Annotated in this window: 26 protein-coding genes; 4 read left to right on the top strand and 22 right to left on the bottom strand. The window is 34.6% G+C overall.

Annotated elements, in window-relative coordinates; genetic code table 11:
- Positions 1-60 precede the first annotated feature (60 nt).
- From dprA to ylqF, 5 genes are all read right to left on the bottom strand, one after another.
- Entirely contained in the window at positions 61-930 is an 870-nt protein-coding gene (dprA, locus tag LAU42_RS04830) for a DNA-processing protein DprA (protein WP_224184554.1), read from the bottom strand.
- A gap of 152 nt (positions 931-1,082) precedes the next feature.
- Positions 1,083-1,991: a succinate--CoA ligase subunit alpha gene (sucD, locus tag LAU42_RS04825; RefSeq protein ID WP_224184553.1), complete on the bottom strand. Its 909-nt coding sequence runs from the start codon at positions 1,989-1,991 to the stop codon at positions 1,083-1,085.
- 15 nt (positions 1,992-2,006) lie between these two features.
- A complete protein-coding gene (gene sucC, locus LAU42_RS04820; protein ID WP_224184552.1) occupies positions 2,007-3,176 on the bottom strand; it encodes an ADP-forming succinate--CoA ligase subunit beta in 1,170 nt (389 codons plus the stop codon).
- A 98-nt stretch (positions 3,177-3,274) separates the two neighbouring features.
- Positions 3,275-4,069, bottom strand: a complete 795-nt coding sequence (locus LAU42_RS04815) for a ribonuclease HII (protein WP_224184551.1) — start codon at positions 4,067-4,069, stop codon at positions 3,275-3,277.
- Positions 4,059-4,931 (bottom strand): ribosome biogenesis GTPase YlqF, encoded by an 873-nt coding sequence (ylqF, locus tag LAU42_RS04810; RefSeq protein ID WP_224184737.1) that lies wholly within the window; start codon positions 4,929-4,931, stop codon positions 4,059-4,061. Before ylqF ends, LAU42_RS04815 begins: the two co-directional genes overlap by 11 nt.
- 116 nt (positions 4,932-5,047) lie before the next feature.
- Here ylqF and LAU42_RS04805 point away from each other — a divergent pair, with 116 nt between their 5' ends.
- Genes LAU42_RS04805 through LAU42_RS04790 form a run of 4 tightly spaced genes read left to right on the top strand, consistent with a single transcriptional unit; the run spans position 5,048 to position 11,560 of the window.
- Entirely contained in the window at positions 5,048-6,004 is a 957-nt protein-coding gene (locus LAU42_RS04805; protein ID WP_224184550.1) for a glycosyltransferase family 2 protein, read from the top strand.
- Positions 6,001-6,378, top strand: coding sequence for a GtrA family protein (locus LAU42_RS04800; protein ID WP_224184549.1), 378 nt, complete (start codon positions 6,001-6,003; stop codon positions 6,376-6,378). The genes LAU42_RS04805 and LAU42_RS04800 overlap by 4 nt, the downstream gene beginning before the upstream one ends.
- A 3-nt stretch (positions 6,379-6,381) precedes the next feature.
- Positions 6,382-8,976 (top strand): YfhO family protein, encoded by a 2,595-nt coding sequence (locus LAU42_RS04795; protein ID WP_224184548.1) that lies wholly within the window; start codon positions 6,382-6,384, stop codon positions 8,974-8,976.
- Positions 8,960-11,560, top strand: a complete 2,601-nt coding sequence (locus tag LAU42_RS04790) for a YfhO family protein (protein ID WP_224184547.1) — start codon at positions 8,960-8,962, stop codon at positions 11,558-11,560. Before LAU42_RS04795 ends, LAU42_RS04790 begins: the two co-directional genes overlap by 17 nt.
- Positions 11,561-11,614: 54 nt before the next feature.
- On the opposite strand, the gene rplS is transcribed toward LAU42_RS04790, so the two are convergent.
- The 17 genes from rplS to LAU42_RS11930 all read right to left on the bottom strand — a co-directional run bounded on the left by rplS (position 11,615) and on the right by LAU42_RS11930 (position 26,384).
- The gene (gene rplS / locus LAU42_RS04785) at positions 11,615-11,962 is read right to left on the bottom strand and encodes a 50S ribosomal protein L19 (RefSeq protein WP_224184546.1); all 348 of its coding nucleotides are present in this window, start codon (positions 11,960-11,962) and stop codon (positions 11,615-11,617) included.
- Positions 11,963-12,089: 127 nt separating this feature from the next.
- Entirely contained in the window at positions 12,090-12,806 is a 717-nt protein-coding gene (gene trmD / locus LAU42_RS04780; protein WP_224184545.1) for a tRNA (guanosine(37)-N1)-methyltransferase TrmD, read from the bottom strand.
- On the bottom strand, positions 12,803-13,303 hold the full coding sequence (gene rimM / locus LAU42_RS04775) for a ribosome maturation factor RimM (protein WP_224184544.1): 501 nt from the start codon (positions 13,301-13,303) through the stop codon (positions 12,803-12,805). The genes trmD and rimM overlap by 4 nt, the downstream gene beginning before the upstream one ends.
- Positions 13,304-13,350: 47 nt before the next feature.
- Complete coding sequence (locus LAU42_RS04770) at positions 13,351-13,578, bottom strand: KH domain-containing protein (protein WP_224184543.1); 228 nt, start codon at positions 13,576-13,578, stop codon at positions 13,351-13,353.
- Between the two features lie 5 nt (positions 13,579-13,583).
- Entirely contained in the window at positions 13,584-13,859 is a 276-nt protein-coding gene (gene rpsP / locus LAU42_RS04765) for a 30S ribosomal protein S16 (protein ID WP_041635895.1), read from the bottom strand.
- Positions 13,860-13,996: 137 nt separating this feature from the next.
- The gene (gene ffh / locus LAU42_RS04760) at positions 13,997-15,349 is read right to left on the bottom strand and encodes a signal recognition particle protein (protein WP_224184542.1); all 1,353 of its coding nucleotides are present in this window, start codon (positions 15,347-15,349) and stop codon (positions 13,997-13,999) included.
- Positions 15,350-15,360: 11 nt separating this feature from the next.
- Positions 15,361-15,696, bottom strand: a complete 336-nt coding sequence (locus tag LAU42_RS04755) for a putative DNA-binding protein (protein WP_224184541.1) — start codon at positions 15,694-15,696, stop codon at positions 15,361-15,363.
- Entirely contained in the window at positions 15,689-16,933 is a 1,245-nt protein-coding gene (gene ftsY, locus LAU42_RS04750) for a signal recognition particle-docking protein FtsY (protein ID WP_224184540.1), read from the bottom strand. The genes LAU42_RS04755 and ftsY overlap by 8 nt, the downstream gene beginning before the upstream one ends.
- Complete coding sequence (gene smc, locus LAU42_RS04745) at positions 16,930-20,508, bottom strand: chromosome segregation protein SMC (protein WP_224184539.1); 3,579 nt, start codon at positions 20,506-20,508, stop codon at positions 16,930-16,932. Before smc ends, ftsY begins: the two co-directional genes overlap by 4 nt.
- A gap of 2 nt (positions 20,509-20,510) precedes the next feature.
- A complete protein-coding gene (rnc, locus tag LAU42_RS04740; protein ID WP_224184538.1) occupies positions 20,511-21,236 on the bottom strand; it encodes a ribonuclease III in 726 nt (241 codons plus the stop codon).
- A gap of 133 nt (positions 21,237-21,369) precedes the next feature.
- Positions 21,370-21,603 (bottom strand): acyl carrier protein, encoded by a 234-nt coding sequence (locus LAU42_RS04735; RefSeq protein ID WP_086042355.1) that lies wholly within the window; start codon positions 21,601-21,603, stop codon positions 21,370-21,372.
- A 36-nt stretch (positions 21,604-21,639) separates the two neighbouring features.
- On the bottom strand, positions 21,640-22,374 hold the full coding sequence (fabG, locus tag LAU42_RS04730; RefSeq protein WP_224184537.1) for a 3-oxoacyl-[acyl-carrier-protein] reductase: 735 nt from the start codon (positions 22,372-22,374) through the stop codon (positions 21,640-21,642).
- A gap of 1 nt (position 22,375) precedes the next feature.
- Positions 22,376-23,272, bottom strand: coding sequence for an ACP S-malonyltransferase (fabD, locus tag LAU42_RS04725; RefSeq protein WP_224184536.1), 897 nt, complete (start codon positions 23,270-23,272; stop codon positions 22,376-22,378).
- On the bottom strand, positions 23,265-24,245 hold the full coding sequence (gene plsX, locus LAU42_RS04720) for a phosphate acyltransferase PlsX (RefSeq protein ID WP_224184535.1): 981 nt from the start codon (positions 24,243-24,245) through the stop codon (positions 23,265-23,267). Before plsX ends, fabD begins: the two co-directional genes overlap by 8 nt.
- Complete coding sequence (gene fapR / locus LAU42_RS04715; protein WP_224184534.1) at positions 24,242-24,811, bottom strand: transcription factor FapR; 570 nt, start codon at positions 24,809-24,811, stop codon at positions 24,242-24,244. The genes plsX and fapR overlap by 4 nt, the downstream gene beginning before the upstream one ends.
- Before the next feature lie 176 nt (positions 24,812-24,987).
- On the bottom strand, positions 24,988-25,872 hold the full coding sequence (locus tag LAU42_RS11935) for an IS3 family transposase (RefSeq protein ID WP_338147638.1): 885 nt from the start codon (positions 25,870-25,872) through the stop codon (positions 24,988-24,990).
- Positions 25,842-26,384: a helix-turn-helix domain-containing protein gene (locus LAU42_RS11930; RefSeq protein ID WP_325051779.1), complete on the bottom strand. Its 543-nt coding sequence runs from the start codon at positions 26,382-26,384 to the stop codon at positions 25,842-25,844. The genes LAU42_RS11935 and LAU42_RS11930 overlap by 31 nt, the downstream gene beginning before the upstream one ends.
- Between the last annotated feature and the right edge of the window lie 24 nt (positions 26,385-26,408).

The following is a 26,408-nucleotide window of genomic DNA, read 5'->3' as shown; positions in this document are numbered from 1 at the left end:
GTATACATAATCGCTTGTCAAATATAAAATGGCGAAAGTGAATTTTCAATTTGACCTTTATTATTGAAAATCTTCTAATATATCGTGTGCGCATTGCACTAATTTTGCACCTTCTTTAATTTTGTAATTACAACCCATTGATAATTCATGATCAATTCGTCCTGGTATGCAATAAACATTTCGGTTTTGATCAAGTGCCTGATCTATTGTAATCATACTTCCACTTTTCACCTTCGCTTCAGTGATCAGGACACCTTGGCACAGCCCACTTATTATGCGATTTCTTTCAGGAAAACGAAACTTCTGAATTGGTGTATGCGGTGCATACTCACTTATTACTAAATGTACATTCTCCATTAAACCTCTAATAATTGCAGTATCTTCCGGATAAACAAAATCATGTCCGAACGCAAGCACACCGATTGTTTTTCCGTTATGATAATTGCATGAGAGGTGCGCATAGTTATCAGCACCTTTAGCAAGCCCACTGACGATACATATATGCTCTGAAACGAGGTCAGGCATAATTTGTTCCAATACGTTTGCTGTATAGTCTGTAGCGTTTCTACTTCCGACAACTGCTAAAAACTTCTTTTCATTGAGATAGAAACGATTACCTCTAACAAATAACAAAAACGGGAAGTCGTAAATTTGTCTCAGTAATGTGGGATAATCATTGTCATTATAAAATACAGTATGTATTTGTTTTTGTTCTAATTCGGTTAATATATGTGCTTCGTCCAGAGCATAAAACTTCGTGATTTTACTTGATAATGTTTGATGTTTGCAGTTTAGAAGCGAGATAAGTAGTGGCATTAATCGTCTGAAATTTAAGTTGAATGTTTGATAAGCATTATATATTTTATGGAGCTCACGCGTTGAAAAACCAGCATATACGAGTTTTAAAATTTGCATATGTTCATGTTTCATGTCTTCACCTCACGATAAGCATAACTTCAAATTTTTAATTGATTGTCGTTTAATTATTAAAAATTGTAAACATTAGTTGCAAAAACAAAAATAACCTCATATAACCTACAAAAATTGGAATTTTTGCAGGTTATATGAGGTAAAACACATTATTATTTAACTGTTAAACATTTTTCGTATAAACCTTCTTCTTCTTTAATGCGTTCGATTAATGTCGAACCGATTTCAGAAGGTGTTGCTGCAGTTTTAATACCACAAGCGTTCATCGTTTTAATCTTTTCTGCTGCTGTACCTTTACCACCAGAAATGATTGCTCCAGCATGTCCCATTCGTTTACCAGGAGGTGCTGTCTGACCACCGATAAAGCCTACTACAGGTTTTGTCATGTTTGCTTTAACCCATTCAGCGGCTTCTTCTTCTGCTGTTCCACCGATTTCACCGATCATAACAACAGCTAATGTTTCAGGGTCATTATTAAACGCTTCTAACGCATCGATGAAGTTTGTACCATTTACTGGATCTCCACCAATACCAACAGCTGTCGTTTGACCAATGCCAGCTTGTGTTAACTGATGAACTGCTTCATAAGTTAAAGTACCAGATCGGCTTACAACGCCAACGTGACCTTTTTTATGAATATATCCAGGCATAATTCCAATTTTACATTCATCTGCAGTAATAACACCTGGACAGTTTGGTCCAACTAAACGTGTTTTCTTACCTTGCATATAACGTTTTACTTTAACCATATCTAATACTGGAATATGTTCTGTAATACAGATTGCTAAATCCAATTCTGCATCAACACATTCAACAATTGCATCTGCAGCAAATGGTGCTGGAACATAGATAACTGATACTGTAGCACCTGTAGCTTTTACTGCTTCTTCAACTGTATTGAATACAGGTACACCTTCAACTTCCATGCCACCTTTACCTGGTGTTACACCTGCAACAATTTTAGTACCATATTCTATCATTTGTTTCGTATGAAATAATGCTGTTGATCCTGTAATACCTTGTACGATTACTTTCGTATCTTTATCAATAAATACTCCCACGATTATCCCCGCTTCCTATTTAGCTTCTTTTACTAATTCAACGATTTTTTGTGCACCTTCAGCCATTGTGCTTGCAGGTGTAATTGCTAATCCTGAATTACCTAGAATTTCTTTACCTTGATCCACGTTAGTACCTTCTAAACGTACAACTAACGGAATTGTTAATGCTAATTCTTTCGCTGCTGCAACAACACCTTCAGCAATAACATCACACTTCATGATACCACCGAAGATATTAACGAAAATACCTTCAACCTTCTCATCACCTAAAATGATTTTGAATGCTTCAGTAACTTTCTCTTTTGTTGCGCCGCCCCCTACATCAAGGAAGTTCGCCGGATTTCCGCCGAAATGATTAATTGTATCCATCGTCGCCATTGCAAGACCGGCACCGTTTACCATACAACCGATATTTCCATCTAAAGCGATATATGATAAATCATATTTAGATGCTTCAATTTCCTTTGGATCCTCTTCATCTAAATCGCGTAATTCCATAACGTCTTTTTGACGGAATAATGCATTTGCATCAAAGTTAATTTTAGCATCAAGCGCTAAAACTTCACCGTCGCCTGTCGTTACAAGCGGGTTAATTTCAATAATAGATGCATCTTTCTTCATAAATACATCATATAAACCTAACATAATTTTTACTGCTTTATTTACTGATTCTTTCGGAATGTTAATGTTAAATGCTAAACGACGTGCTTGATAAGGCATTAATCCAACAACTGGATCGATTACTTCTTTGAAGATTTTTTCAGGTGTTGCTTCAGCAACTTCTTCAATTTCAGTTCCACCTTCTTCAGACCCCATTAATACTACGCTATCTGTAGCACGGTCTAAAACGAACCCTAAATAATATTCCTTTTGAATATCGCATCCTTCTTCAACAAGAAGACGTTTAACTTCTTTACCTTCAGGACCAGTTTGATGCGTAACTAATACTTTTCCAAGTAATTCTTTCGCGTAGCTTTCAACTTCGTCTAAAGATTTTGCAATCTTAACACCGCCAGCTTTACCACGGCCACCAGCGTGAATTTGAGCTTTAACAACGTAAACCCCTTCTTTAAGACCTTTAGCTACTTCAACTGCTTCTTCAGGTGTATAAGCAACAGAACCGTTTGGAACTGCTACACCCATAGAGCGAAAAATTTCTTTCCCTTGATACTCATGGATATTCATTGTCCATCCTCCTATAGTGCGCATTAATTTAGCTTACGTTCCAATTATAAAAAATGAAAGCGCTATTGTAAACCGCAAACGCTTAAAAAAACAGACAGTTACGATTGTTTCGTAATTGTCTTTGCATTTCCTTCAGTTTTTAACATAGATTTGATCGGTTCGAATGATTTTCGATGATGGTTTGTTATCCCGTATTGCTTCAAGCCTTCTATATGTTTTTTAGTACCATATCCAGCATTATGTTTAAAGTCGTAAAACGGAAAATCATTATGTATTTCTTCCATCAACTGATCTCGGTACACTTTAGCAATAACACTAGCTGCAGCGATAGAAATGCTTTTCGTATCACCTTTAATAATAGATTCCTCAATTAAACCGGTATCTAGCTTCATCGCATCAATCAGTAATACTTCAGGCTGAACTGGTAATTGCTGAATTGCTCTATGCATTGCAAGTTTTGTCGCCTCATAAATATTCAGCGCATCAATCTCCTCTACACTCGCTTCTCCAATTGCATATGTGACTGATTGTGTTAATGCATCGTACATTAACGTTCGTTTTTGCTTCGATAATTGTTTTGAATCGTTCAACCCGATAAACTGATGTCCATCATTTAAGATTACTGCACATGCAATTACTGGTCCCGCTAATGGACCTCGACCAACTTCATCAATACCACATACGACTTTATCGTTATATCGGTGCTCATATTCCAGCATTTGCGAATATTTCTCTATCGCTTTTAATTCAAGTGCTATTAGTTTTTCTCTCGCTTGTCTTACTTTTAGCGCACCACTTCTTGTCTCTCCACTAAAAAAATCAGCGAGTTCTGATAGTTGCATCGCGCTTACTTCTTCTTTCAGTTTTGCAATAGTATATTGATTACTCTTCATCGCTAGCCTCTAACATTGAAATATGGTCGAACGTATACTTACCAATTTTTTCGTTTCTAATATCTCTAATGATCAATTCTACTACTGACTCATAGTCAATTTCATTTCCTTTTAGTTTCAATCCTCGGCTTTTTCCGATTGCATCAAACACTTCAATATAAGGTGTATCCTGCTCTACATTAATATTGTAATGCTTGTTCAATGTTGCTAAATCTCTTAACTGCAAGTATTCAATTCCATAAATCGCCACTTCATCAAGATGTACAATACTATCTTTAATTGCACCTGTTAAACTTAATTTTTTACCGACAGTCTGATCTTCAAATTTAGGCCATAAAATACCTGGTGTGTCCAATAATTCTAATGTCTTGCCAACTTTAATCCATTGTTGTTTTTTTGTAACACCCGGCATATTACCAGTTTTAGCGATTGATTTCTTCGCAAGACGATTTATCAATGTTGATTTACCAACGTTCGGTATACCAACGATCATTGCACGAATGGCACGTGGTCGTAATCCTTTTTGTTTCATGCGCTCGAACTTTTCTTTCGTAACAATTTCTGCAGCTTTCGTCACTTGAGATAAATTTTTACCATTTTTACTATCGATCAGAACAGGATAGAAACCTTGTGTTTCAAAGAAAGACATCCACTTTTTTGTTTCATTTAAATTTGCCATATCCATCTTATTTAATAATACGACACGCGGCTTGTCCTTAATCACTTCGTCAATCATCGGATTTCTTGAAGAGTAAGGGATGCGTGCATCTACTAATTCAAAAACTACATCGACAAGCTTCAACTGCTCCGTTACTTCTCTCCTTGCCTTCGCCATATGTCCAGGGAACCATTGTATTGCCATAATTTCACTACTTTCTACTAATTTAATATAATAATGTTTAACTATTATTATTAACATTGTATGTTAAAATAATTTTATGATTTATTTATATTTTAACACATATTAAAGGAGCCACTATGTTAATTTCACTTATTGCACCAATTTATAATGAAGAAAAAAATATTCGGCTACTTACCGAAAAAATAGATCAAACTATGCAACAGTATCAATATGAGTATGAGTTGATACTCGTCAATGATGGCAGTAAAGATGATTCATTACATATCATTAAACAGCAAGCACAATTATTTTCTCAATTAAAGTATATTTCATTTTCAAGAAACTTCGGCAAGGAGTCTGCAATGCTTGCAGGTCTTAATGCTTGTACTGGTGACTGTGCCATCATTCTTGATGCCGACTTGCAGCACCCACCAGAACGCATTCCAGAAATGATTGCTTATTATAATGAAGGTTATGATCAAGTCGTAATGAAACGAGATCGAACTGGCGAACATGTCATTAGAAAATTACCGACACAGCTATTCTATAAATTAATTAATAATGCAGTTGATATTAAACTTACAGATGGTGAAGGTGATTTCCGTTTAATATCTAGACGTGTTATTGACAGCATCTTATCTTTAAAAGAATACAATCGGTTTTCTAAAGGGATATTTGAATGGATCGGTTTTAAAAAGAAAACGATTAATTTCAAAAATGTAGAACGCCATGAAGGCACTTCTTCTTTCTCACCAAAACGGCTTATCGACTATGCAATTGACGGTATTATTAGTTACAACAATAAACCTTTACGTCTTTGTTTTCATTTCAGTGCCGTTACGATGGCATTATGTTTACTCTATATTCTGATTACATTTATTCAAATATTAAGTCATGGTATTGAAGAGCCTGGGTATTTCACGATTATCGCCTCAGTTTTATTTTTAGGCTCAGTACAATTGTTCGGTCTAGGCATAATCGGTGAATATATCGGCAGAATATATTATGAAACGAAAGGTCGACCGCATTATATCATCTGCGATACTAATATTAATGAAACAGACATTCAGAAGAAAGTGAGAAATCGCGCATGATAAATCGCTATAGCCGTCTTATTAAGTTTATTGTTGTAGGTGTGATCAATACATTCAATTATTATTTCGTTTATTTGCTGTTATTAAAGGTGCTGAATATAAGTTACTTACCAAGTCACTTAACAGGATTTGTCGCTTCTTTTATTGTTTCATATTTTCTAAACTGTTACTTTGTTTATAAAGTCTCACCAACATTAAAAAAATTCATTCAATTTCCATTAACACAAGTCGTAAATATGGGCATCCAAACGTTATTACTTTTTATATTTGTAGAACTACTACATATCGATAAAGTGTATGCCCCTTTCCCAGCATTAATTTTTACGATACCCATAACTTATTTAGTAACAACTTATATACTAACAAAGGAGTAAATTATGAAAAACAACAGAAAAATATTTATCCCAGTAATTGTTTTACTTCTTGCCCTTTTTGGTCACAGTTTTTATATTTACCGTTTTTTAAAAGATGGTACTATTTTTACTGGCCCAAATGATGGGCTTGAACAAATGCTGCCAATGCAACTTTACCTATATCAGAAATTTATAAAAGGTGAATTTTTCTATAGTATGGATTTCGGTCTTGGCGGTGATTACTTCACTGATCTAGCATATTATTATTCAACAAATATTATTTATTACATTAATATCATTATTGTTTGGTTTCTTGATTTATTTCTGAACTTTAGAACAGATTCTGTTACATTCTGGGCAAAAAATGCCTTTTATGTATCAATATTTAAATCTTCTGTCGCTATTTTGTTTAGCTATCTATATTTCAGAAAAATTAAACTAAATGATACTTCAGCATTGCTCGCAGCATTTTTGTTTGTAATGTCTGCAATTTATTTCAGATTCACTTTATACTGGTCATTTTTTAGTGATGTTTTTATTTTTTTACCACTTATGCTGCTTGGTATTGAATGTTTCATACAGAATAAAAAACGCTCAGTCTTCATTATCGCTGTAGCGCTTATATTTATTAATAATTTTTATTTTGCTTATTATCATCTACTAGCAGGTCTTATTTATTTTATAGCAAGAAACATATTTACATCAAAATACGACACTGTAAAACGTAAAGTACAATGGATTCATTTTGTGACAATGTCAATTATCGGGATAATGATTAGCAGTATGTTCTTCTTCTACGGTGTAAAAAGCTTTTTACAAAATGAACGTGCTCCTTACAAAGCAGGAATCCCTCTTTTTGATCCATTCGATCAAAATGCAAATATATTTTATGATAATTATTTAGTCATTGTATTATTTTTAGCAGTACAGGCAATTTTTACTTTTAAGCTATATGATAATTACTTTTATAAGTTCTTTAGTATAATGTCCATCATATTGATGTGTTTAAGTTTTACTCCATTCATTGACTCAGTATTCAATGGATTTAGTGCACCACAGAAACGTTGGCATTATTTAATATCATTTTTCACGAGTGGATTAATTGGAATGTATATAATGCGCTTTAGAACGATTCCTGTAAAACAATATTTAATCTCAATTGTTCCGGGCAGTATTATTGTAATCATCAGTCATATTATGATTCATAAAGCAGTATCATGGATTTATATTATGCCGGTCATCATCATCATAGGACTTACTGTGCTCTTAATACAGAATAAAAAGCAACAGCAATTGCTATACGGACTTATGATTGCACTTATACTGGTTTTTAACTGGGATGTTATTCGCGTGCATAATAAACTGGATAATTATAATCCAGGCATAGATAAACGCGCAAAAATGACTTATATTGAATCGAGTGTATATGATTCACCATTACAAAAGTATATTATCAACCAGGTTAAAGATAAAGTTTCTGACGATGAACGTATAGACTGGCGTGTTTTGGAACAAGATAACACACCAATGTACCAAAGTTTTAAAGGAGTAAGTTTATATTCGAGTATTTTTGATGGTGCACTCGTTGATTTTTATTTTAAAGATTTAAAAATTAACTTGAAGGAAGAATCTGTAAGTCGCTACTCGACATTCCAGTCAAGAAGTAATTTAGCTTCTCTATTTAATGTAAAATATCTTGTTAGAAAATCATATCAGACTGATATTCCAGAAAACTTCAAGCTAATTCAGGATGATGGAAAATATAAGACATATGAAAATGTTAAACCCGTTCCATTCGTGCGAATAACTGATAAATTTATGAATACAAACGATGTTTCAACAATTATTGACCGTGAACATGCAATGATTGAAGGTATCGTATCTGACGACGAACCGACAAACTTTAAATTAAACCACGCAGAAAACTTACTTGATCAGGTCAAAATAACTGCAAGTGGTGCATCATGGATTTCAGACAATGAAAGATTAAAGGTAAATCCTCCAAGCGGCGGACTCATAATTGAAATACCTGAAGCAATAAAGAAAAAATATAATGATTTCTATTTAGATATGCATGTTGAAATTATAGAACCAATCACAAATCATCAAATTAACGTTAACAAATATGCAAACAACCGATTATTCCAGACGAGCAAATACCGTACGCATTATGATGACTTATTGTACCGAGTGAAATCTCCTGATAACAATAAAATATTAATCGGCCTTACACCAGGTACATATAAATTAAAAGTAAATGGTATATACGGTGAAGATTATAAACACTTATCAAATGTAAAGCAGTCTGTACAATATAAATTTAAAGATGAAGGTAATAAGATGACTGTGTCTTTAAAATCATCAAAAGACGGTACAATGGTTGTGCCTATCGTTTACAGAGATGGTCTGACAGCATATGTTGACGGTAAAAAAACAGAAGTAAAACGTGGTAATTACATTATGTCAACAGTACCTGTCACTAAAGATACGAAAACAGTTATTTTTAAATATACACCACCATACTTTAAATTAATGATTTCATTATCATTGGTCGGTATAATACTTGCATTACTATACTTGAAATTTGTGAGGTTAGAACAGCATGAAAAGAACCATTAAACGATTTCCAAATATAACAATACTGCTTGTTTCAATACTATGTGCAATCATTGCACATAGTGTTGTACTATACAGAATGTTTGATCGCGGTACATTGTTCACTGGAAAAGGTGACGGCATCGCACAGATGATTCCGTTTCAGATGTACTTGTATAATAAGTTTTCACATTTCCACTTTTTTTATGATATGGACTTTGGTATTGGCGGAGATTTCTTTAAGAGTCTTTCCTATTACTATGCTACGTCACCAATAACGTATATGAACTTTATATTCGTTTACATCGGTGATTTGTTTTTACCATATGATGTGACGGATCCGGTTTTCTGGGTAAAAAATCAAATCTTCATCTCGATAATAAAACTGACTTTAATCTTCTTTGTGACTTATAAGTTTTTAAGATATATGAAGTTAAATCGATTTGCATCATTTACTGGATCATTTATGTATGGCTGGTCTACAGCATATTATTTCTTTACGTTTACATGGAGTTTCTTCAGTGATGTAATGCTATGGCTTCCAATGACGATATTAGGCTTAGAGCGATTATTCAAGGAAAGAAAACCGCTACTGTTCATCATTTCAATCGCTTTAACATTACATGCAAATTTCTACTTCAGTTATTATGAATTTATTTTTGTGTCTATATATTTCATATACAGAACACTTTTTCAAAAAGAATCAGATATACTGAATCGTAAGCAAAAATTGTTAACAGGTAGCATTAGCGGCTTACTTGCATTAATGATCAGCAGCGTCGGATTTTTTACAGGTGCAACGAGTTATTTAATGAATGACCGTACACTCTCGCCTATTAAACTCAATCCAATTATTGATATGGTCGGATTTTATAATTTATTTTACGATGGGTACTATGTCGTTATTAGTGCAGTTGCAGTAATTGCCTTAGCAACATTTGCATTATATAAACATTATGATTACAGACTATATGCAATTCTTTCATTAATTTTTATGATCGGCTCTTTAAGTCCATATTTTGATAGTTTCTTTAACGGATTCTCAATCGATCAAAGACGATGGATATATTTGTTAGTTTTTACGACTTCAGTTTTATCGGCGATTTATCTTAACAAATTAAGTGAGTTGACGATAAAATCATTCTTTATATCATTAATACCTGCAGCACTGATTTATCCAATATCAATCGTCGGTCATGAAAAATTTTTAATATGGTTAATTTTCATACCGATCTTCTGTCTGTTTATCGGATATTATATTTATAATGAACATCGACTGAGTTATATTTTAACGCACGTTACGATATTTATCATGACAAATTTCTTCGTTTATGGATATATGACTGAACAGATTGATACGCTGCACCCTGAAAAGGAACGCAATATTGATTATATTACGTCTAAGGAATACAATTCACCGATACAAAAGCGTATTATTAATGAAATTAAAGAACATCAAAAGCCAGTTGATCGCATTGACTGGCAAACATCGATTACGCATAATACACCGATGTTACAGCAATTTAACGGTGTTAAACTATACTCAAGTATATTCAATAAAGACATTTATCAGTTTTATGACAAAGATTTGAATATCACAATGGACACTGATAGTAACTCAATTTATTACAGACTTGGAGAACGCGCGAACCTTAATAGTTTGTTTAATGTCAATCAGATTGTTCGAGAGAATGAATCCATCACAATACCTTATGGCTATGAGCGTGGCAACTTATACGCAGAAAATGATTTATCAAAAAAATATTACGTCTATAATAATACGCATCCTCTACCTTTCGTTCGTGTAACCGACAAAGTGTTTGATGCGAAAGATTTAAAACAGCCAATAGACCGTGAGCATGCGATGCTTGATGGTGTCGTTTTAAACGATGCAAAAGCAGCAAATTCAAAAGTAAAACCAACTGCAAACTTAAAGGATAATGTAAAAGAAAATTTACGAGGCGCTTCATTAAATGGGGAAAAACTCGTTGTTACAACAGAGAATGGCGGCATCACTTATAAATTAAATAAAGACAAAATAAAAAATGCAAAAGATCTATATGTCACGATGGCAATAGAATCTAAAACAGCGACAGATTATCATTACGTATGGATAAATGAAATTTATCAATCAAGAAAACCACTGAATGATGATTATCGTCGATTCAATCCGGTTATTACATTAAAAGTAAAAGCTTCAGATATAGTAGAATTAAAATTAAAACCAGGTACGTATCAATATAAATTACTTGGTATTTATGACGAAGATTATGAACATTTGAAATCAGCTTCTAAAAATCAGAATACGCATCTCTTTAAGAAAAATAAAGATAAGATGGAAATAACGCTTGCGAAGCATAAAGCAGGTTATGTTGTAATTCCTGTGCCGTATTTAGAAGGTTTGAAAGCAAACGTTGACGGAAAAGATGCACCGATTATGGAAGGAAATTATTTGATGACGGCAGTCAAAGTTGACAAGGACGCAAAACATATTACGATAAAATATACGCCACCTTATTTCCGTATTATGCAGATTATTTCTATACTCGGAATGATTTTAACATTCTTTTACGTTCGACGTTTAAAACTTAAAAAAATAAAAGCGTGAGACAATTGTCTCACGCTTTTATTATGCTGAACAATCATTGGACAGCTTGTATTATTAGCGGATTTCTTTAATACGTGCAGCTTTACCACGTAAGCTACGTAAGTAGTATAACTTCGCACGACGTACTTTACCACGACGTAATACTTCAATTTTCTCGATTTTTGGTGTGTGTACAGGGAATGTACGCTCAACACCTACACCGTATGAAATTTTACGAACTGTGAAAGTTTCAGAAATTCCTCCACCACGACGTTTAATTACTACACCTTCGAATACCTGGATACGTTCGCGAGTTCCCTCTACGATACGTACGTGAACTTTTAAAGTGTCACCAGGACGGAATGCAGGAATGTCCGTACGTAATTGTTCTTTTGTGATAGCATCGATTAATTTGTTATTCATATTATCTTCTCCTTCTGCCTATGTTCTTAAGTCTTTGCTCAGCGGATCATAGTGATTAATGTGTGATTCACACTTTTAAAATAATATCACATTTCACCCTGTAAAGCAATATATATTGACAGTTATTTTATTTTTGTAATGATTCTATATATTTGTAATCTGAATCCGTTAAAGGATATGTTTCCAGCAAATCGGGTCTGCGCTCATAAGTACGTTTTAAACGCATTTCGTGACGCCATGTCTCAATGTTTTTATGATTACCACTTAATAGTACGTCCGGTACTTTCATTCCATTAAAATCAGCAGGACGCGTATACTGTGGGTGTTCTAACAACCCTGTAGAGAAGGAATCATCTTTATGGCTTTCTTCTTTAATAGATTCCGGAATAAGTCTCACAATTGCATCTGTCATCGTAATTGCTGCAAGTTCTCCACCAGTCAGTACATAATCTCCGATTGATAGTTCATCTGTAACAAGATGTTCACGTATACGTTCGTCATACCCTTCATAATGACCACAAATAAACACTAAGTGCGACTCTTCTGCTAAAGATTCTGCGACCTTCTGCGTAAACGGTTTGCCTTGCGGGCACATAAGGATAACCCGCGTTTTATCTGTTTTGTCTAATGCGTCAAGTGCATTAAAAATCGGTTCCGGCTTTAAAACCATCCCTTGACCACCACCATACGGATAATCATCAACTTGATGATGTTTATTGCCTGCATAGTCTCTGAAGTTAACAGCATTAAACTGAACGATGCCTTTGTCCTGCGCACGCTTCATTATCGAATGGTTCAGCACTTCGAACATTTCAGGAAATAGCGTTAAAAAATCTATCTTCATTCTAATAATCCTTCAATCGGTTCAATAATGATTTTTTTATGATCAATATCAATAAATTTCACTACATCTTCAATATATGGAATTAAATATTCCTTCTCACCTTGAACGACCCATACATCATTTGCACCAGTTTCAAATATTTCCTTAACTGTACCAATTTCACGTGCATCATCAAAAACCGTACAACCAATTATATCCGAGTAGAAATATTCATGTTCATCAAGAACAATGTCTTCGTTTTCAATATCTTGAAATACATCAAGTCCTTTATACTTTTCAACATCATTAATATTGTTTAAACCTTCAAATGAAACCATATGGAAGTTTTTATGTGTGCGGTATGACTTAATTGTCAATGTTACTTTCTCTTCTTTAAATGGAATCATCAGCACTTTACCAGGCTTAAAGCGCTCTGACGCAAAGTCAGATGCGGTTAATATTTTAACTTCGCCTTTTACACCATGTGTATTCACAATTTTACCTACGTTTATTTCCATTTACATAACCTCCATCTCATAAAAAAAGAGTACCAAAAAAGGCACTCTTAATCAATTTCTACAAACACTTTCTTACTCGTTGTATGCTTTGCACCACTTGTAACTGTGCGCATCGCTTTCGCGATACGTCCATGTTTACCGATAACCTTACCCATATCACTTTCGTGAACAGATAAGCGGTAAGTAATGCTTGATGCGTGTTCTTCCTTGACGATTTTAATATCTTCCGGATGATCAACAAGCGGCGTAACAATTGTTTGTATTAATTTTTCCATCGCAATTACTTCGCGATTTTTTGGTTATGGAATTTCTCCATAATACCTTGTGTTGATAAGATATTACGAACTGTATCCGTTGGTTTAGCGCCATCTGCTAACCATTTTAAAGCTAAAGCTTCATCAACTTTGATTTCTGCTTCAGGTTTTGCAACTGGATTGTATGTTCCAATTGCTTCGATGATGCGACCATCACGTGGTGCGCGAGCATCTGCTACTACGATACGGTAGAATGGGTTTCTTTTAGAACCCATACGAGTTAAACGAATTTTTACTGCCATTATAAATCTCTCCATTTCTAATCTTTTCTCAAGTACTAATATTAACAGGAATCCATTTCCCTGTAAAGTGTTTTTTCTTTACAGAGTATAATTTAATATAAAAAGCAGAAAAAATCAAGTTTTTTCTGCTTTTTTATTTAAAATGGTAAGTTCATACCCTGGAATGGGTTACGGCCTTTTTTACCTTTTTTCATTCCTGTAAACTGTTTCATCATCTTCTTCATTTCTTCAAACTGTTTTATCAGTTTATTAACTTCAGATAAACTTCTGCCTGAACCTTTAGCAATACGTTTCTTTCTTGAGACGTTTATAATTGCAGGATTGTTACGCTCTTCTTTTGTCATCGATCGAATAATCGCCTGAACATGGTCAATTTGTTTCGCATTCATATTGACGTTGTTCAAACCTTTCATCTTATTCGCGCCAGGAATCATCTTAAGGAGTTCATCAAGCGGTCCAAGTGCTTTAACTTGCTCTAACTGTTCAAGGAAATCATCAAACGTAAATGAAGACGTCTTCATCTTCTGTTCTAATTCTTTCGCCTTTGATTCATCTACTTGAGACTGCGCTTTTTCAATGAGGCTCAGTACATCTCCCATACCTAAAATTCGTGAAGCCATACGTTCAGGATGGAATGGTTCTAACCCGTCCATCTTTTCACTCATACCTACAAATTTAATCGGTTTTTGCGTTACACTACGAATTGACAGTGCCGCACCACCACGTGTATCACCATCGAGTTTCGTTAATGTGACACCTGTAATATTCAGTTGATTATCAAAACTTTCCGCTACGTTAACGGCATCCTGACCAGTCATAGAATCTACGACAAGCATAATTTCATCAGGTTTACTTACTTCTTTTACTTCAACAAGTTCGTTCATTAACGCTTCATCGATATGCAGTCGACCTGCAGTATCTATGATAACGAAATCTAAATGTTCTTCTTTAGCATGTTGTAATGCACGTTCTGTAATTTCTTTTGGTGAAACTTGATCGCCTAGCGTAAACACCGGGATATCAATCTGTTTCCCTACTATTTGTAATTGCTGAATCGCAGCTGGTCGATATATATCACATGCTACAAGTAATGGTTTCTTATTGTACTTCTTGCGCATTAACAGTGCCAGTTTACCAGCAGTTGTCGTTTTACCTGCCCCTTGCAGACCGACCATCATTACAACTGTCGGCGGCTTTTTGCTCATATTAATTTGTGTATTTTCAGAGCCCATTAATGTCGTAAGCTCTTCCTGAACGATTTTAATGATTTGCTGTCCAGGTGTTAAAGACTGCATGACATCTGAACCTATCGCACGATCCGATACTGTTTTAACAAATTCTTTCACTACTTTAAAGTTTACGTCTGCTTCTAATAATGCAAGTCGAACTTCACGCATCATTGTTTTAATATCTGCTTCGGTAACTTTACCTTTACCTCTTATTTTCTGCATTGTAGCCTGGAGTCTATCTGATAATCCTTCAAACGCCATACAATGACCCCCTATTCTATTCTTTGTAATTGTTCTATATATTCTGTAATACGTTGTTTGTCTGATTCAAGTACGTTAAGCGCCATAATCTTATCATAAATCGCCTGTCTCTCTTCAAACTTCTTATATAATCCAAGTTTTGCTTCATATTCTTCAAGCAATTCACTCGTACGTCTTATATTATCATAAACCGCCTGTCTCGACACATCAAACGTTTCTGCGATTTCAGACAACGATTCATCATCCATATAATACTTCTCCAGATAATTTCTTTGTTTATCAGTTAACAGCGATTGATAAAAGTCAAACAAATAATTCATACGCATCGTCTTAAGCAAATCATTCATCTGTACTTGCTTCTTTCAATTGTTCTGCTGCTTTATTGTCTTCTTCAGTAGAAGCTTCAATCATATCTGCAAACAAGCCATAAACATAGCTTTCGGCATCAAATGGTTGTAAATCGTCAAGTTTTTCACCAAGACCGACATATTTTACAGGGATATGCAGTTCATTTCTTATCGCAAGAACGATACCTCCTTTTGCTGTACCATCAAGTTTCGTTAATACGATACCTGTCACATTCGTTACTTCTTTAAATGCCTTTGCCTGTACAAGTGCGTTTTGACCTGTTGTTGCATCTAAAGCTAATAATACTTCATGTGGCGCACCTGGTACTGCACGAGATAATACTTTTTTAACTTTTTCCAGTTCAGTCATTAAATTTGCTTTGTTTTGCAGACGTCCTGCAGTATCACAAATTAAAATATCAGCACCACGATTTTTAGCAGCACCGATTGCATCATACATAACTGCTGCCGGGTCTGAACCTTCACTTTGTTTTATTACTTCAACTCCGACACGGTCTCCCCATACTTGCAGCTGCTCAATCGCACCTGCACGGAATGTATCTCCGGCTGCAAGCATAACTTTTTTTCCTTGTCCTTTGTATCGATGGGCAAGCTTACCAATCGTCGTTGTTTTACCGACACCGTTGACACCAACCATTAATATAACCGTTAATCCATCTTCCTGAATGTTCATTTCCTGAAGTTTATCGTCTTCCTGCTCATATATTTCAACGATCTTTTCAACGATAACCTCTCTTAAATCAGCAGTATCTGTAATATTGCGACGCTTCGCTTCCATTCGTAAAGATTCTACTAATTCCATTACTGTATTAAACCCTACATCAGCCTGAATGAGCATCTCTTCTAATGCTTCGAAGAAATCTTCATCTACAGTACGATACATCGCAAGTAAGTCGTTTAAGCGGTTCTGGAAATTTTCTCGGGACTTTTCTAATCCTTCTCTGAACTTTGCACCGATTTGCTGAGCTTCAAGTTCTTCAAATTCTTCAATTGAAATTAAATCATCATCATCAAAGTCAAATTCCCACTCTGACTTTTTCTCATTTTTTTTCGGTTGTTCTATAATTGTACTATGTGCTTCACTTTCAGAGACTTCAGCACGATGTACTGGATCCTCCTGTTGTACATCTACAGTTTCATCCGGTGATAAAGGCTCTAAATTATCTTTATTATCATTGCCGACAAACCTATTTTTTAATTTTTTAAAGAAACTCATTTTGTCAACTCCTTGAATTTTTTATCATCAATTTCCTTTAAATTTACACTTACTAGTTTTGAAATACCTGAATTCTGCATCGTTACACCGTAAAGACGATCACTTTCTTCCATCGTTCCTTTTCTATGTGTGATGACGATGAACTGGGTCTGTTCCTTTAACGTCGTCAAATATTGCGCGAATCGACTAACATTTGCTTCATCGAGCGCAGCTTCTACTTCATCAAGTATAACAAATGGTGCACGTTTAGCATTTAATATCGCAAACAACAATACGATCGCTGTCATCGCGCGTTCTCCACCGGATAGCAGTGATAAGTGCTGACGCTTTTTACCAGGAGGCTGGACAAATATATCGATACCGCTATTCAAATAGTCATTTTCCGTTAATATGAGTCGGCCTTCTCCTCCACCGAACAACTGTTTAAATATTTGTTCGAATGCCTGGGACACAATATCAAAGGTCGCTTTAAATCTGGCAGTTACCGTTTTATCCATATCTTCAATTATAGACTCTAAATTATCTTTAGCCTCTAACAAATCAGCTTCCTGTGACTGTAAAAACTCATAGCGTTCACTAACAGCCGCATACTGTTCAATTGCATTCATATTGACAGGACCAAGTTCATCAATTGCTATCTTCGTTAATTTTACACGGCTTCTGAGTTCGTTCAGGTGACTGTCATCACGAACTTTCAATTGATGCTCATCCATATATTTTTCTGCAGCTTCATATGTCATTTCATATGTAAAATTCAAATGTTCTATTAAGTTGTCAATTAAAACATCGAGTCTCGAATACTGACTTTTAAGCTCGCCAATCCCATTCACAAGTCCGTTAATTTCAAGTGTTATTGCTCTAATATCTGATTCAAGTGAAGCAATTGATTCATTTAAAGTTTCTATATTGCTGTTATATTGCGCAATGCTATTAATAATGTCCGTTTTAATTACGTTATCACTGTCTATATTATGTTGTAACTGCGCAATCTCTGTTTGAATTGCTTCCGGATCAATAAGGTTAGTGTCCGTTATAATTTGTGATAATGCTTCGTTTATTTCCTCTATTTGTTGTGTTACATCTTTTTGCAACTTCATTTCATATTGTATATCGGCATCTAACTGCGTTATCGATTTATGCAGTTGCTGTAATTCACTCTGTAATGCATCAAATAGTGATTTTTTATTAGTTGCACTGTCCTGATACATTTTTATCTTATCAGTTAATGCAGAAAGCTTTGTTTCAATTTCTGATACTTGCTGTTCACATTCTTTTTTATCCAGCTTTAATTGTGCAACTTCATTACGCACCTTTTCATATTGCTCTGAACGATCAATCTGAGATTGCAGACGCTCTAACTGTGCATTTAATTCTTCTTTCAGCAGCTTGTGCTGGTGCAGAACATCGCGAAGCGAGATTCCTTCTTGTTTATCCTGCTCTAACTGAAATTCTTCTTCTGCGATTGATTCATTTAATGCAACAACCTTTTCTTTCAGCTCATTTGTTTGCGCTTTAAATGTTTCATATTGAGATGAAAGCTGATTGAGTTCATTTCTTGATGTTAAAGCCTGTGTTGGCTTTTGTTTACTCCCACCGGTCATAGAACCACCGGTATTGACAACTTGTCCGTCTAGCGTTACAACTTTATGACGATATTCCGCAAACTTCGCGATTTTATTTGCTTCCGTCAAATTTGTTGCAATAATAATATGACCTGCAACATTATCTATAATATGTTTGTAAGCTGCGTCAACGTGAATCAGTTGGCTCAGCGTTCCAATGAACCCTTCAAATTGTTGTAATCCCGTTAGTAAATTTTGTTGTATATTTCTAGGTTTTATTACATTCAGCGGTAAAAAAGTTGCACGCCCTGCTTTTTTTGACTTTAAAAATTCAATTGCAGATTGTGCTGCATATGCATCATCAACTACGATATGCTGTAGTATCCCACCAAGCGCACTATCAAGTGCATCATTATACTGTCCATCAATAGATATTAAATCAAGAATTGTATGATGAATACCTTTAAGTTGCTGTTTATTTTTTAATAACAATCTTACACCTTGATAATATCCTTGAAATTCTTCCTGTATCATCTTTAAACGATTAAGTTTGTGTTCTAAAGATGATAAGTGTTGTTCTGCCTGTTTCAGCTGTTCATTGTCCTTGAAATATGTTTGTTTTTTCTGCTGGATATGTTGTTGCTGCTCCGTATATTCAGCGCGTTTTTGCTGTACGCGCTGCTCGGTTTCATTTATTTTTGAAATAATAGATTGATGTTTTTCGAATAATGATGCATATTCCGCTTTAACCTGGTCATGAACTTCTACAGCTTTGTCATCGTTAAACGCATCTATTCGGGAACGCATATGCTGAATATCATTTTCAAGCTTCGTCTTTAATGTATACTGCTCGTAATATTCACTTCTTGTTTCTTCAATTAAAGTGTCAATATCTTCTTCAAGTGCTGTTTTTGACTGCTCCGTTTCAGAAAGTTTATCCTTTAGCTTAACGCGTTCATTTTTTAACGCTTTAATTTTCGTAACATGTTTATCTGAACTCATCTTTAGTCGCTTTAAATCATCATTCATTTTTGATTGAAGTTTATGTTTCTCTTCAATATTGCTCGTCTGATGATTCAGTCGCTCTTTGTTCACATTAAGAAGACCGATATTACGTTCAATCTGTTCTGTAATTTGCAATAAGTTTGATTTATCGCTTTCCAGACTTTTCGTTTCTTCTGTTAACAGTTGTTTTTTCGCATTAAGTTGTTCGTTCAAACGTTCATTTTTATTCAATTTAAACTCTTTTTGTGCTTCAAATGACTGAATATCATTCTGGATTTGCTGATACTGCTCGTTATTTGTTTTTATATCGTGAACAGTTACTTGTATGTCCGCATCTTTCATCTCTTCTGACAGTGCGATATATTCTTCTGCGATACTCGCCTCTATCTTTAATGGTTCAACGCGATCCTTTAAATCGAATATAATATCATGCACACGATTTAAATTGTTCATCGTATCTTCTAATTTATGTTCTGTTTCAACTTTGCGTTTTTTATACTTTAATACGCCTGCCGCTTCTTCTATAAGCTGTCTGCGCTCGATAGGTTTCGCATTTAATACTTGATCGACTTTACCTTGTGAAATAATACTGAATGCGTCTCTACCTAATCCACTATCTAAAAATAATTCTGTAATATCTTTAAGTCTTACTTTCTGTTTATTAACTAAATACTCACTATCACCTGAACGATATAATTTACGTGTAATAGCAACGATATCGGCATCGATTGATAAATTACGTTCATGATTATCAATCGTAAGTGTCACTTCTGCGTAATTGGTTGCATTCCTGTCCTTTGCGCCAGAGAAGATAATATCTTCCATTTTTCCACCACGCAACGATTTAGCAGACTGCTCTCCAAGCACCCATTTAATCGCATCTGTTATATTACTTTTTCCTGAACCGTTCGGCCCTATAATGGCAGTAACGCCTTCATCGAACATTACAGTCGTTTTATCTGCAAATGATTTAAATCCTGTCGCTTCTACCGTCTTTAAATAAACCATAGTTATTCTCCTGACGTGAGCAGATTAAGTGCTGCCTGTGCCGCTTTCTGCTCGGATTCTTTTTTCGTTCTACCAGCACCGATACCAATCATTTCACCTTCAATTCTCACTTCTGAAGTAAATGTTTTAAAGTGGGCTGGCCCTTCTTCTTTAATCAAATGATATGTTACTTGTAAATTTTTAAGTTTATGAATATATTCCTGTAAGTACGTTTTATAATCTATCAAACCATGCATTAGTTCCTCTGTAATTTCAGGGAAAATAAAGTAATCGAAAAACTGCTTCGTCATATCATGTCCCTGATCTAAATATAATGCACCTACAAACGCTTCAAAAGCGTCTGCAATTAACGAAGGCCTCGTTCTGCCCCCAGTTTTCTCTTCACCTTTACCAAGTAAAATCAGCTGATCAAAGTTCAGCAGTTTTGCAAATGTCACAAGTGAAGGCTCACATACTATCGCAGCTCTTAGTTTCGTCAACTTTCCTTCAGGTATATCTGGATGTTTTTGAAATAAGTACTGTGAAACCATCAATTCTAACACCGCATCTCCAAGAAACTCTAAACGCTCGTTATCTTCAACTTTAGCCAGTTTAAAATCGTTTATAAAACTAGAATGTGAAAATGCCTGTATGTAGAGTTCAATTTGTTTCGGCTTTATGTTTAAATTCAATAGTGTTTCATTTAATCTCAACTTAAATTTATCAATTATGATTTGTCGTTTATTCATGTGTACCTCCTTAGTATCTATACTATTTTACGTTAAAAAATGCATAAAAAAAAGCCATTATACATAAAATAAATATAAAATCCGAACAATTTGCTAAAATGCATTCTGTTCGGACCATATATTATTGATTTTATTATTTTTCTAATGATTCAATGTATTTCACTGCATCACCTACAGTGTTGATCTTTTCAGCATCTTCATCCGGAATTTCAGTTCCAAATTGATCTTCAAGTTCCATCACTAGCTCAGCGATATCTAATGAATCTGCACCTAAATCATCTTTAAATGAAGCATCAGCAGTAACTTTGTCTGCATCAACACCTAGACGATCTACGATAATATCTTTTACTTTGTCGAAGTTTTCCATTATTTCACCTCCTTAAAATAATCGTATTCAAACTAATTATTGCATATACATTCCACCATTAACATGGAAAGTTTGGCCTGTAATGTAACTTGCTTTGTCACTCGCTAAAAATGCTACCATATTCGCAACATCTTCAGGTTCCCCCATCTGACCTAAAGGAATTTGTGATTTCATCTGTTCCACGAGCTTTTCATCTAACACGTCTGTCATATCACTTTTAATAAAGCCAGGTGCAACTGCATTGACACGTATACCACGACTTGCAAATTCACGTGCAAATGTTTTTGTCATACCTTCAACCGCTGCTTTAGCTGCAACATAGTTCACCTGTCCCGCGTTACCGATACTTGCAACGATACTGCTCACATTGATAACTGTTCCTGACTTCTGACGTAGCAGTTGTCTAGTAGCGGCCTGAATAACATTGAATACACCTGTTAAGTTCGTATTAATAACATCATTAAACTCAGAAGATTTCATACGCATCGCTAAATTATCTCTTGTGATACCTGCATTATTAACGATACAGTCTACTGTTCCAAATGTTTCAATCGTCTTATCGATCATCGCCTTCACTTCGTCCATATTGCTGACATCTGCTTTAATCGCAAATGCATCCTGCCCTAATATTTTTATTTCGTCGACTACCGCCTCCGCCTTACTTGCATTTCCTGAATAGTTAACGACAACATTAAAGCCATTCTGTGCAAGTGCGATTGCAATACTTCTTCCGATACCTCTAGAACTTCCTGTAACTATTGCTGTTTTCATACTATACCTCGCTTAAGTCATTTGTCGTTGCAATGTTAATCGTATTAACATCACGATTAATTTTCTTCACTAATGAAGTGAGTACATTTTTAGGGCCAACTTCAACAAATTCGGTTACACCATTATCAATTAAATATTGAATTGAATTTGTAAATTCTACTGGAGAATATAATTGTTTAATTAAATTTGCTTTTATTTCATCTGCATCTGTAACTGGAGTTGCTGTTACATTCTGAATAACAGGCACTACTGCATCTGAAAATTCAAATTGATTGATAAAGTTTTCGAAATCTCTTTCGATAACTTTCATGAGTTCTGAATGGAACGGTCCGCTAACGTTTAAAGGTATTACTTTTTTCAGACCGAGCGCTTGTTTTTGTTCAATAAGCGCATCTATCGCTTCACTATGTCCTGAAACAACAATTTGTCCTGGTCCGTTAATATTTGCGATATTTAATACTTGTTCGTGATTACTTATCGCAGCACAAGCATCTTCAATTACTTCACGTTTTGTCCCCATAATTGCTGCCATTTTACCGATACCGTTCGGATACGCTTCGTTCATTAGCTGCCCACGTTTATAAACGATTTGAACTGCCGCTTCCTTCGTGAGTACGCCTGCTGCAACTAACGCACTGAATTCTCCTAAACTATGACCTAAACAATAATCATACTTCCCCTTATATTGTTCATATAATGCAATACTGTGCATTAAAATTGCAGGTTGTGTATATGTTGTTTCATTTATTCTTTCATCATGGTGCATCATTGATAGTAGATCAATATTTAATAGTGCATTCATTTCCTTAAGTGTTGCTTGTGCACTTTCATTAAAGTCCTCAGTCATACCAACAAATTGAGAACCTTGACCTGGAAAAATTAAAGCACGTTTACTCATGTGTCACCTCTTGTTTCAATAAATTCGTTACATCTTCCTTAGCAGATTGGCGCGCTTGTTTCAGTGCATTAAAGAATGCTTTTTTATCACTTGAGCCATGTGCTTTAATGACAATCCCATCTACACCAAACAATACAGCACCCCCATATTCTGAATAGTCCATTTTATTTTTAAGCTGCATTAAATCTTTTTTTACTAACGCTGCAGCAAGTTTTGTTTTTGTTGATGACATTAACGTTTCTTTAAGCATCTTAAAAATATTGTTTGCAGTTCCTTCCAATGTTTTCAAAATCATATTACCCGTAAATCCATCTGTAACGACGATATCTGCAGCATGATTCAGTAATGCTTTAGATTCAACGTTACCAATAAAGTGAATCGAATCATCTTCTTTTAATAAATTAAATGTATCTCGGGCAAGTTGGTTGCCTTTTTTATCTTCAGTCCCGATATTCGCTAATCCGACAGTTGGGTTTTTTATACCACGATTTTTCTTCGCATAAATGGTAGCCATCTTTGCATATTGTACTAAATATTCAGGTTTAGCATCTGCATTTGCCCCCATATCAAGCAGCATAAAACCTTCGTCATTAATTGTAGGGAGTGTTAGCGCCAGTGCTGGTCGTTCAATCCCTTTAATACGACCAATCACAAACAGTCCAGCTGCCATGAGTGCACCCGTGTTACCCGCAGATACAATCGCATCTGTTTCCTTTAGTTTTACACTTTCTGCTGCACGTACCATCGATGCATCTTTTTTTCGTCTAATTGCACGAACAGGTTCATCATCCATCGTAATGACTTCAGTCGTATGATGGATTTTTAAATTCGGATGCTGAATATGATTTTTTGATTCATCACCATATAAATGAATCTCAACATCATCAAATTGATCTAAAAACATTTCAATCCCATCTAAAACAATATGTGGCGCGTTATCTCCACCGTGTAAATCAACAGCAATTTTTATCATAATGAAGCTCCTTTATTGTTGTAATACATTTCAAATTCCCCGTAAAACACTTGTGTCTGATTGACTGTACTTAACACTTCAATTTTAGCACGTTTATCCTTTTTCTCACGTAATACTGCTTTAGTAACGACTCTATCTCCTAGCATTACAGGTTTTTGGAATTGGACCGTGCTTGAAACTGTAAGTGCAAATTCATCATTTAATAAAGCGACACATAAAGAATTTGCCTGTGCAAACAAAAAGTGGCCGCGAGCAATATTATTTCTGCTGAAAACATGCTGTTTTTTTATATCAAGTATTGAAATTGCCATATTATCAAGTGAAATATCTATAACTTCACCGATAATATCGTCCATCGGCAATGTTCTGATTTCGTCGTGAGATTTTTCTGCAACCTTTTTTATACGTTCTCTTAGTTCAGGAATATTAAGCTCAAGTCGATCTAAACGAATGGTTTGTATACTCACATTAAATTCATGACTTAACGTTTCATCGGTAATAAACGGATCGTTTTCTAACAGTTGTAATAATTGTTCCTGTCTTTGTTTCTTTGTCAACTTTTTCATGTACTCAATTCCCTTTTTAGTAGTTGGTCTTAATACTAGTAAATATAACAAAAATATAAAAACACTGCAATAATAAAATAATCGGACAAAAATAAAACCGAACAAAAACAATAAATCAAATTGTAGTGAACCCTAAAAGTTAGACTATTTGGAATGGAGAAATCCATTCCATTTTTTTATGCAATTTTTACATTTAGTCTACTTTCTCTGAACCCTATCGGGCTCTTCCATTCTAATTTTGATTTAATTCGCTTATTGTTGTAATACCATATATAATTTTCAATTGCTACTTCAAGTTGTTCATAACTTTCATAAACTTTTCCGTAGAATATTTCCTGTTTTAAAATACTGAAAAAGCTCTCCATCGGCGAGTTATCCAGACAATTTCCCTTACGGGACATACTCTGAAATATTTTATTATCTTTAAGCTTTTGCCTATATTTTTTCATCTGATAAGCCCAACCTTGATCGCTATGAAAAGTTCTTCTAAACTCACATGCATCTGTTAATGCCACAGCTTTTGTAAGTGCTGACATAATACCTTCTGCATTTGGCTTTTTGGATATACTATATGAGATAATTTCTCTATTAAACAAATCCATAAATGGGTCAAGATAAAGCTTCCCAGTACAAATTAAACCATTTTCATTAAGATAATGGTATTTAAACTCTGATGTATCTGTAGTTATTTTCTGATAGGGAATATTTGTATCAAACCTACGGTTAACCAAATTATCAGCGATACGGCCAATTTTTCCTTTGTAGGATGAATATTTTCTATTTTTTCTAGTAAATGAGATTGATTTTAAATTCAATTTACTCATGATTCTCTGAACTTTCTTGTGATTAATAATATATCCTCTATTTCTAAGTTCACCTGTAATCCTTCTGTAGCCATAATTCATGGCGTTTTCCTCAAAAATTTCCTTTATTTGATTTTCTATTTTCTGATCCTTATTTTCTTTATCAAACTGCTTCTGCCAATACATATATGTAGATTTTGGGAATTTCAGTGCTTCAAGGACAATGTTTAATTTGAAATCTTTTCGGAGCTCTTTAATGACTCTTGATTCGATTTTAGCAGTCGGTTCGGTATACTTATCCCTGAAGCTTTCAACTTTTTTATATAGGCAAGTTCAGCTCTTAAAAGTTCATTTTCATGTTCAATTTTTTTCACATAGTCACTATTACCATTATTAATTTTTTTCTTCTTCATAGATGGACTTCCTTTCTTCTTTTCAGATAATCCATCAATACCATGCTTATTATAAGCATTCACCCAAGAAGATATAAGAGATGGATTATTAATACGGAATTTGGTTGAAGTAATACTTAATGAAGCATTATTCTCTTTCATCCATCTCAGTATAACAATCTTATCCTCTAAACTGTATTTCTTCTTACTTCTTTTTCTTTCTAACCCTTCAATGCCGAAGGCACTATATGCTCTATACCAATCTCTAACCATAGAGCGACTTATACCATTACGCTTACCAACAACACTGAATCCACCTGTGCCATTAATATATTCAATTACGATTTTCAGCTTGAATTCCAAATCATATTTAGCCAAATAAAACACCCCAAAAGTTAGATT

Source organism: Macrococcus armenti (genome assembly GCF_020097135.1).
Taxonomy (GTDB): domain Bacteria; phylum Bacillota; class Bacilli; order Staphylococcales; family Staphylococcaceae; genus Macrococcoides; species Macrococcoides armenti.
The sequence above is the reverse complement of the archived record's forward strand: the minus strand, read 5'-3'. Positions and strand labels throughout refer to the sequence as shown.

Bases quoted from the DNA above. Each gene is read 5' to 3' on its own strand.
- LAU42_RS04770 (WP_224184543.1), bottom strand. From the start codon at position 13,578: ATGGAAAAATTAATACAAACAATTGTTACGCCGCTTGTTGATCATCCG.
- dprA (WP_224184554.1), bottom strand. From the start codon at position 930: ATGAAACATGAACATATGCAAATTTTAAAACTCGTATATGCTGGTTTT.
- LAU42_RS04790 (WP_224184547.1), top strand. From the start codon at position 8,960: ATGAAAAGAACCATTAAACGATTTCCAAATATAACAATACTGCTTGTT.
- LAU42_RS04815 (WP_224184551.1), bottom strand. From the start codon at position 4,069: ATGAAGAGTAATCAATATACTATTGCAAAACTGAAAGAAGAAGTAAGC.
- ylqF (WP_224184737.1), bottom strand. From the start codon at position 4,931: ATGGCAATACAATGGTTCCCTGGACATATGGCGAAGGCAAGGAGAGAA.
- LAU42_RS04795 (WP_224184548.1), top strand. From the start codon at position 6,382: ATGAAAAACAACAGAAAAATATTTATCCCAGTAATTGTTTTACTTCTT.
- rnc (WP_224184538.1), bottom strand. From the start codon at position 21,236: ATGAATAAACGACAAATCATAATTGATAAATTTAAGTTGAGATTAAAT.
- LAU42_RS04735 (WP_086042355.1), bottom strand. From the start codon at position 21,603: ATGGAAAACTTCGACAAAGTAAAAGATATTATCGTAGATCGTCTAGGT.
- ftsY (WP_224184540.1), bottom strand. From the start codon at position 16,933: ATGAGTTTCTTTAAAAAATTAAAAAATAGGTTTGTCGGCAATGATAAT.
- fabG (WP_224184537.1), bottom strand. From the start codon at position 22,374: ATGAAAACAGCAATAGTTACAGGAAGTTCTAGAGGTATCGGAAGAAGT.
- rpsP (WP_041635895.1), bottom strand. From the start codon at position 13,859: ATGGCAGTAAAAATTCGTTTAACTCGTATGGGTTCTAAAAGAAACCCA.
- LAU42_RS04755 (WP_224184541.1), bottom strand. From the start codon at position 15,696: ATGAATGATTTGCTTAAGACGATGCGTATGAATTATTTGTTTGACTTT.
- fabD (WP_224184536.1), bottom strand. From the start codon at position 23,272: ATGAGTAAACGTGCTTTAATTTTTCCAGGTCAAGGTTCTCAATTTGTT.
- LAU42_RS04800 (WP_224184549.1), top strand. From the start codon at position 6,001: ATGATAAATCGCTATAGCCGTCTTATTAAGTTTATTGTTGTAGGTGTG.
- smc (WP_224184539.1), bottom strand. From the start codon at position 20,508: ATGGTTTATTTAAAGACGGTAGAAGCGACAGGATTTAAATCATTTGCA.
- sucC (WP_224184552.1), bottom strand. From the start codon at position 3,176: ATGAATATCCATGAGTATCAAGGGAAAGAAATTTTTCGCTCTATGGGT.
- LAU42_RS04805 (WP_224184550.1), top strand. From the start codon at position 5,048: ATGTTAATTTCACTTATTGCACCAATTTATAATGAAGAAAAAAATATT.
- rimM (WP_224184544.1), bottom strand. From the start codon at position 13,303: ATGGAAATAAACGTAGGTAAAATTGTGAATACACATGGTGTAAAAGGC.
- trmD (WP_224184545.1), bottom strand. From the start codon at position 12,806: ATGAAGATAGATTTTTTAACGCTATTTCCTGAAATGTTCGAAGTGCTG.
- fapR (WP_224184534.1), bottom strand. From the start codon at position 24,811: ATGAAAAAGTTGACAAAGAAACAAAGACAGGAACAATTATTACAACTG.
- plsX (WP_224184535.1), bottom strand. From the start codon at position 24,245: ATGATAAAAATTGCTGTTGATTTACACGGTGGAGATAACGCGCCACAT.
- ffh (WP_224184542.1), bottom strand. From the start codon at position 15,349: ATGGCGTTTGAAGGATTATCAGATAGACTCCAGGCTACAATGCAGAAA.
- rplS (WP_224184546.1), bottom strand. From the start codon at position 11,962: ATGAATAACAAATTAATCGATGCTATCACAAAAGAACAATTACGTACG.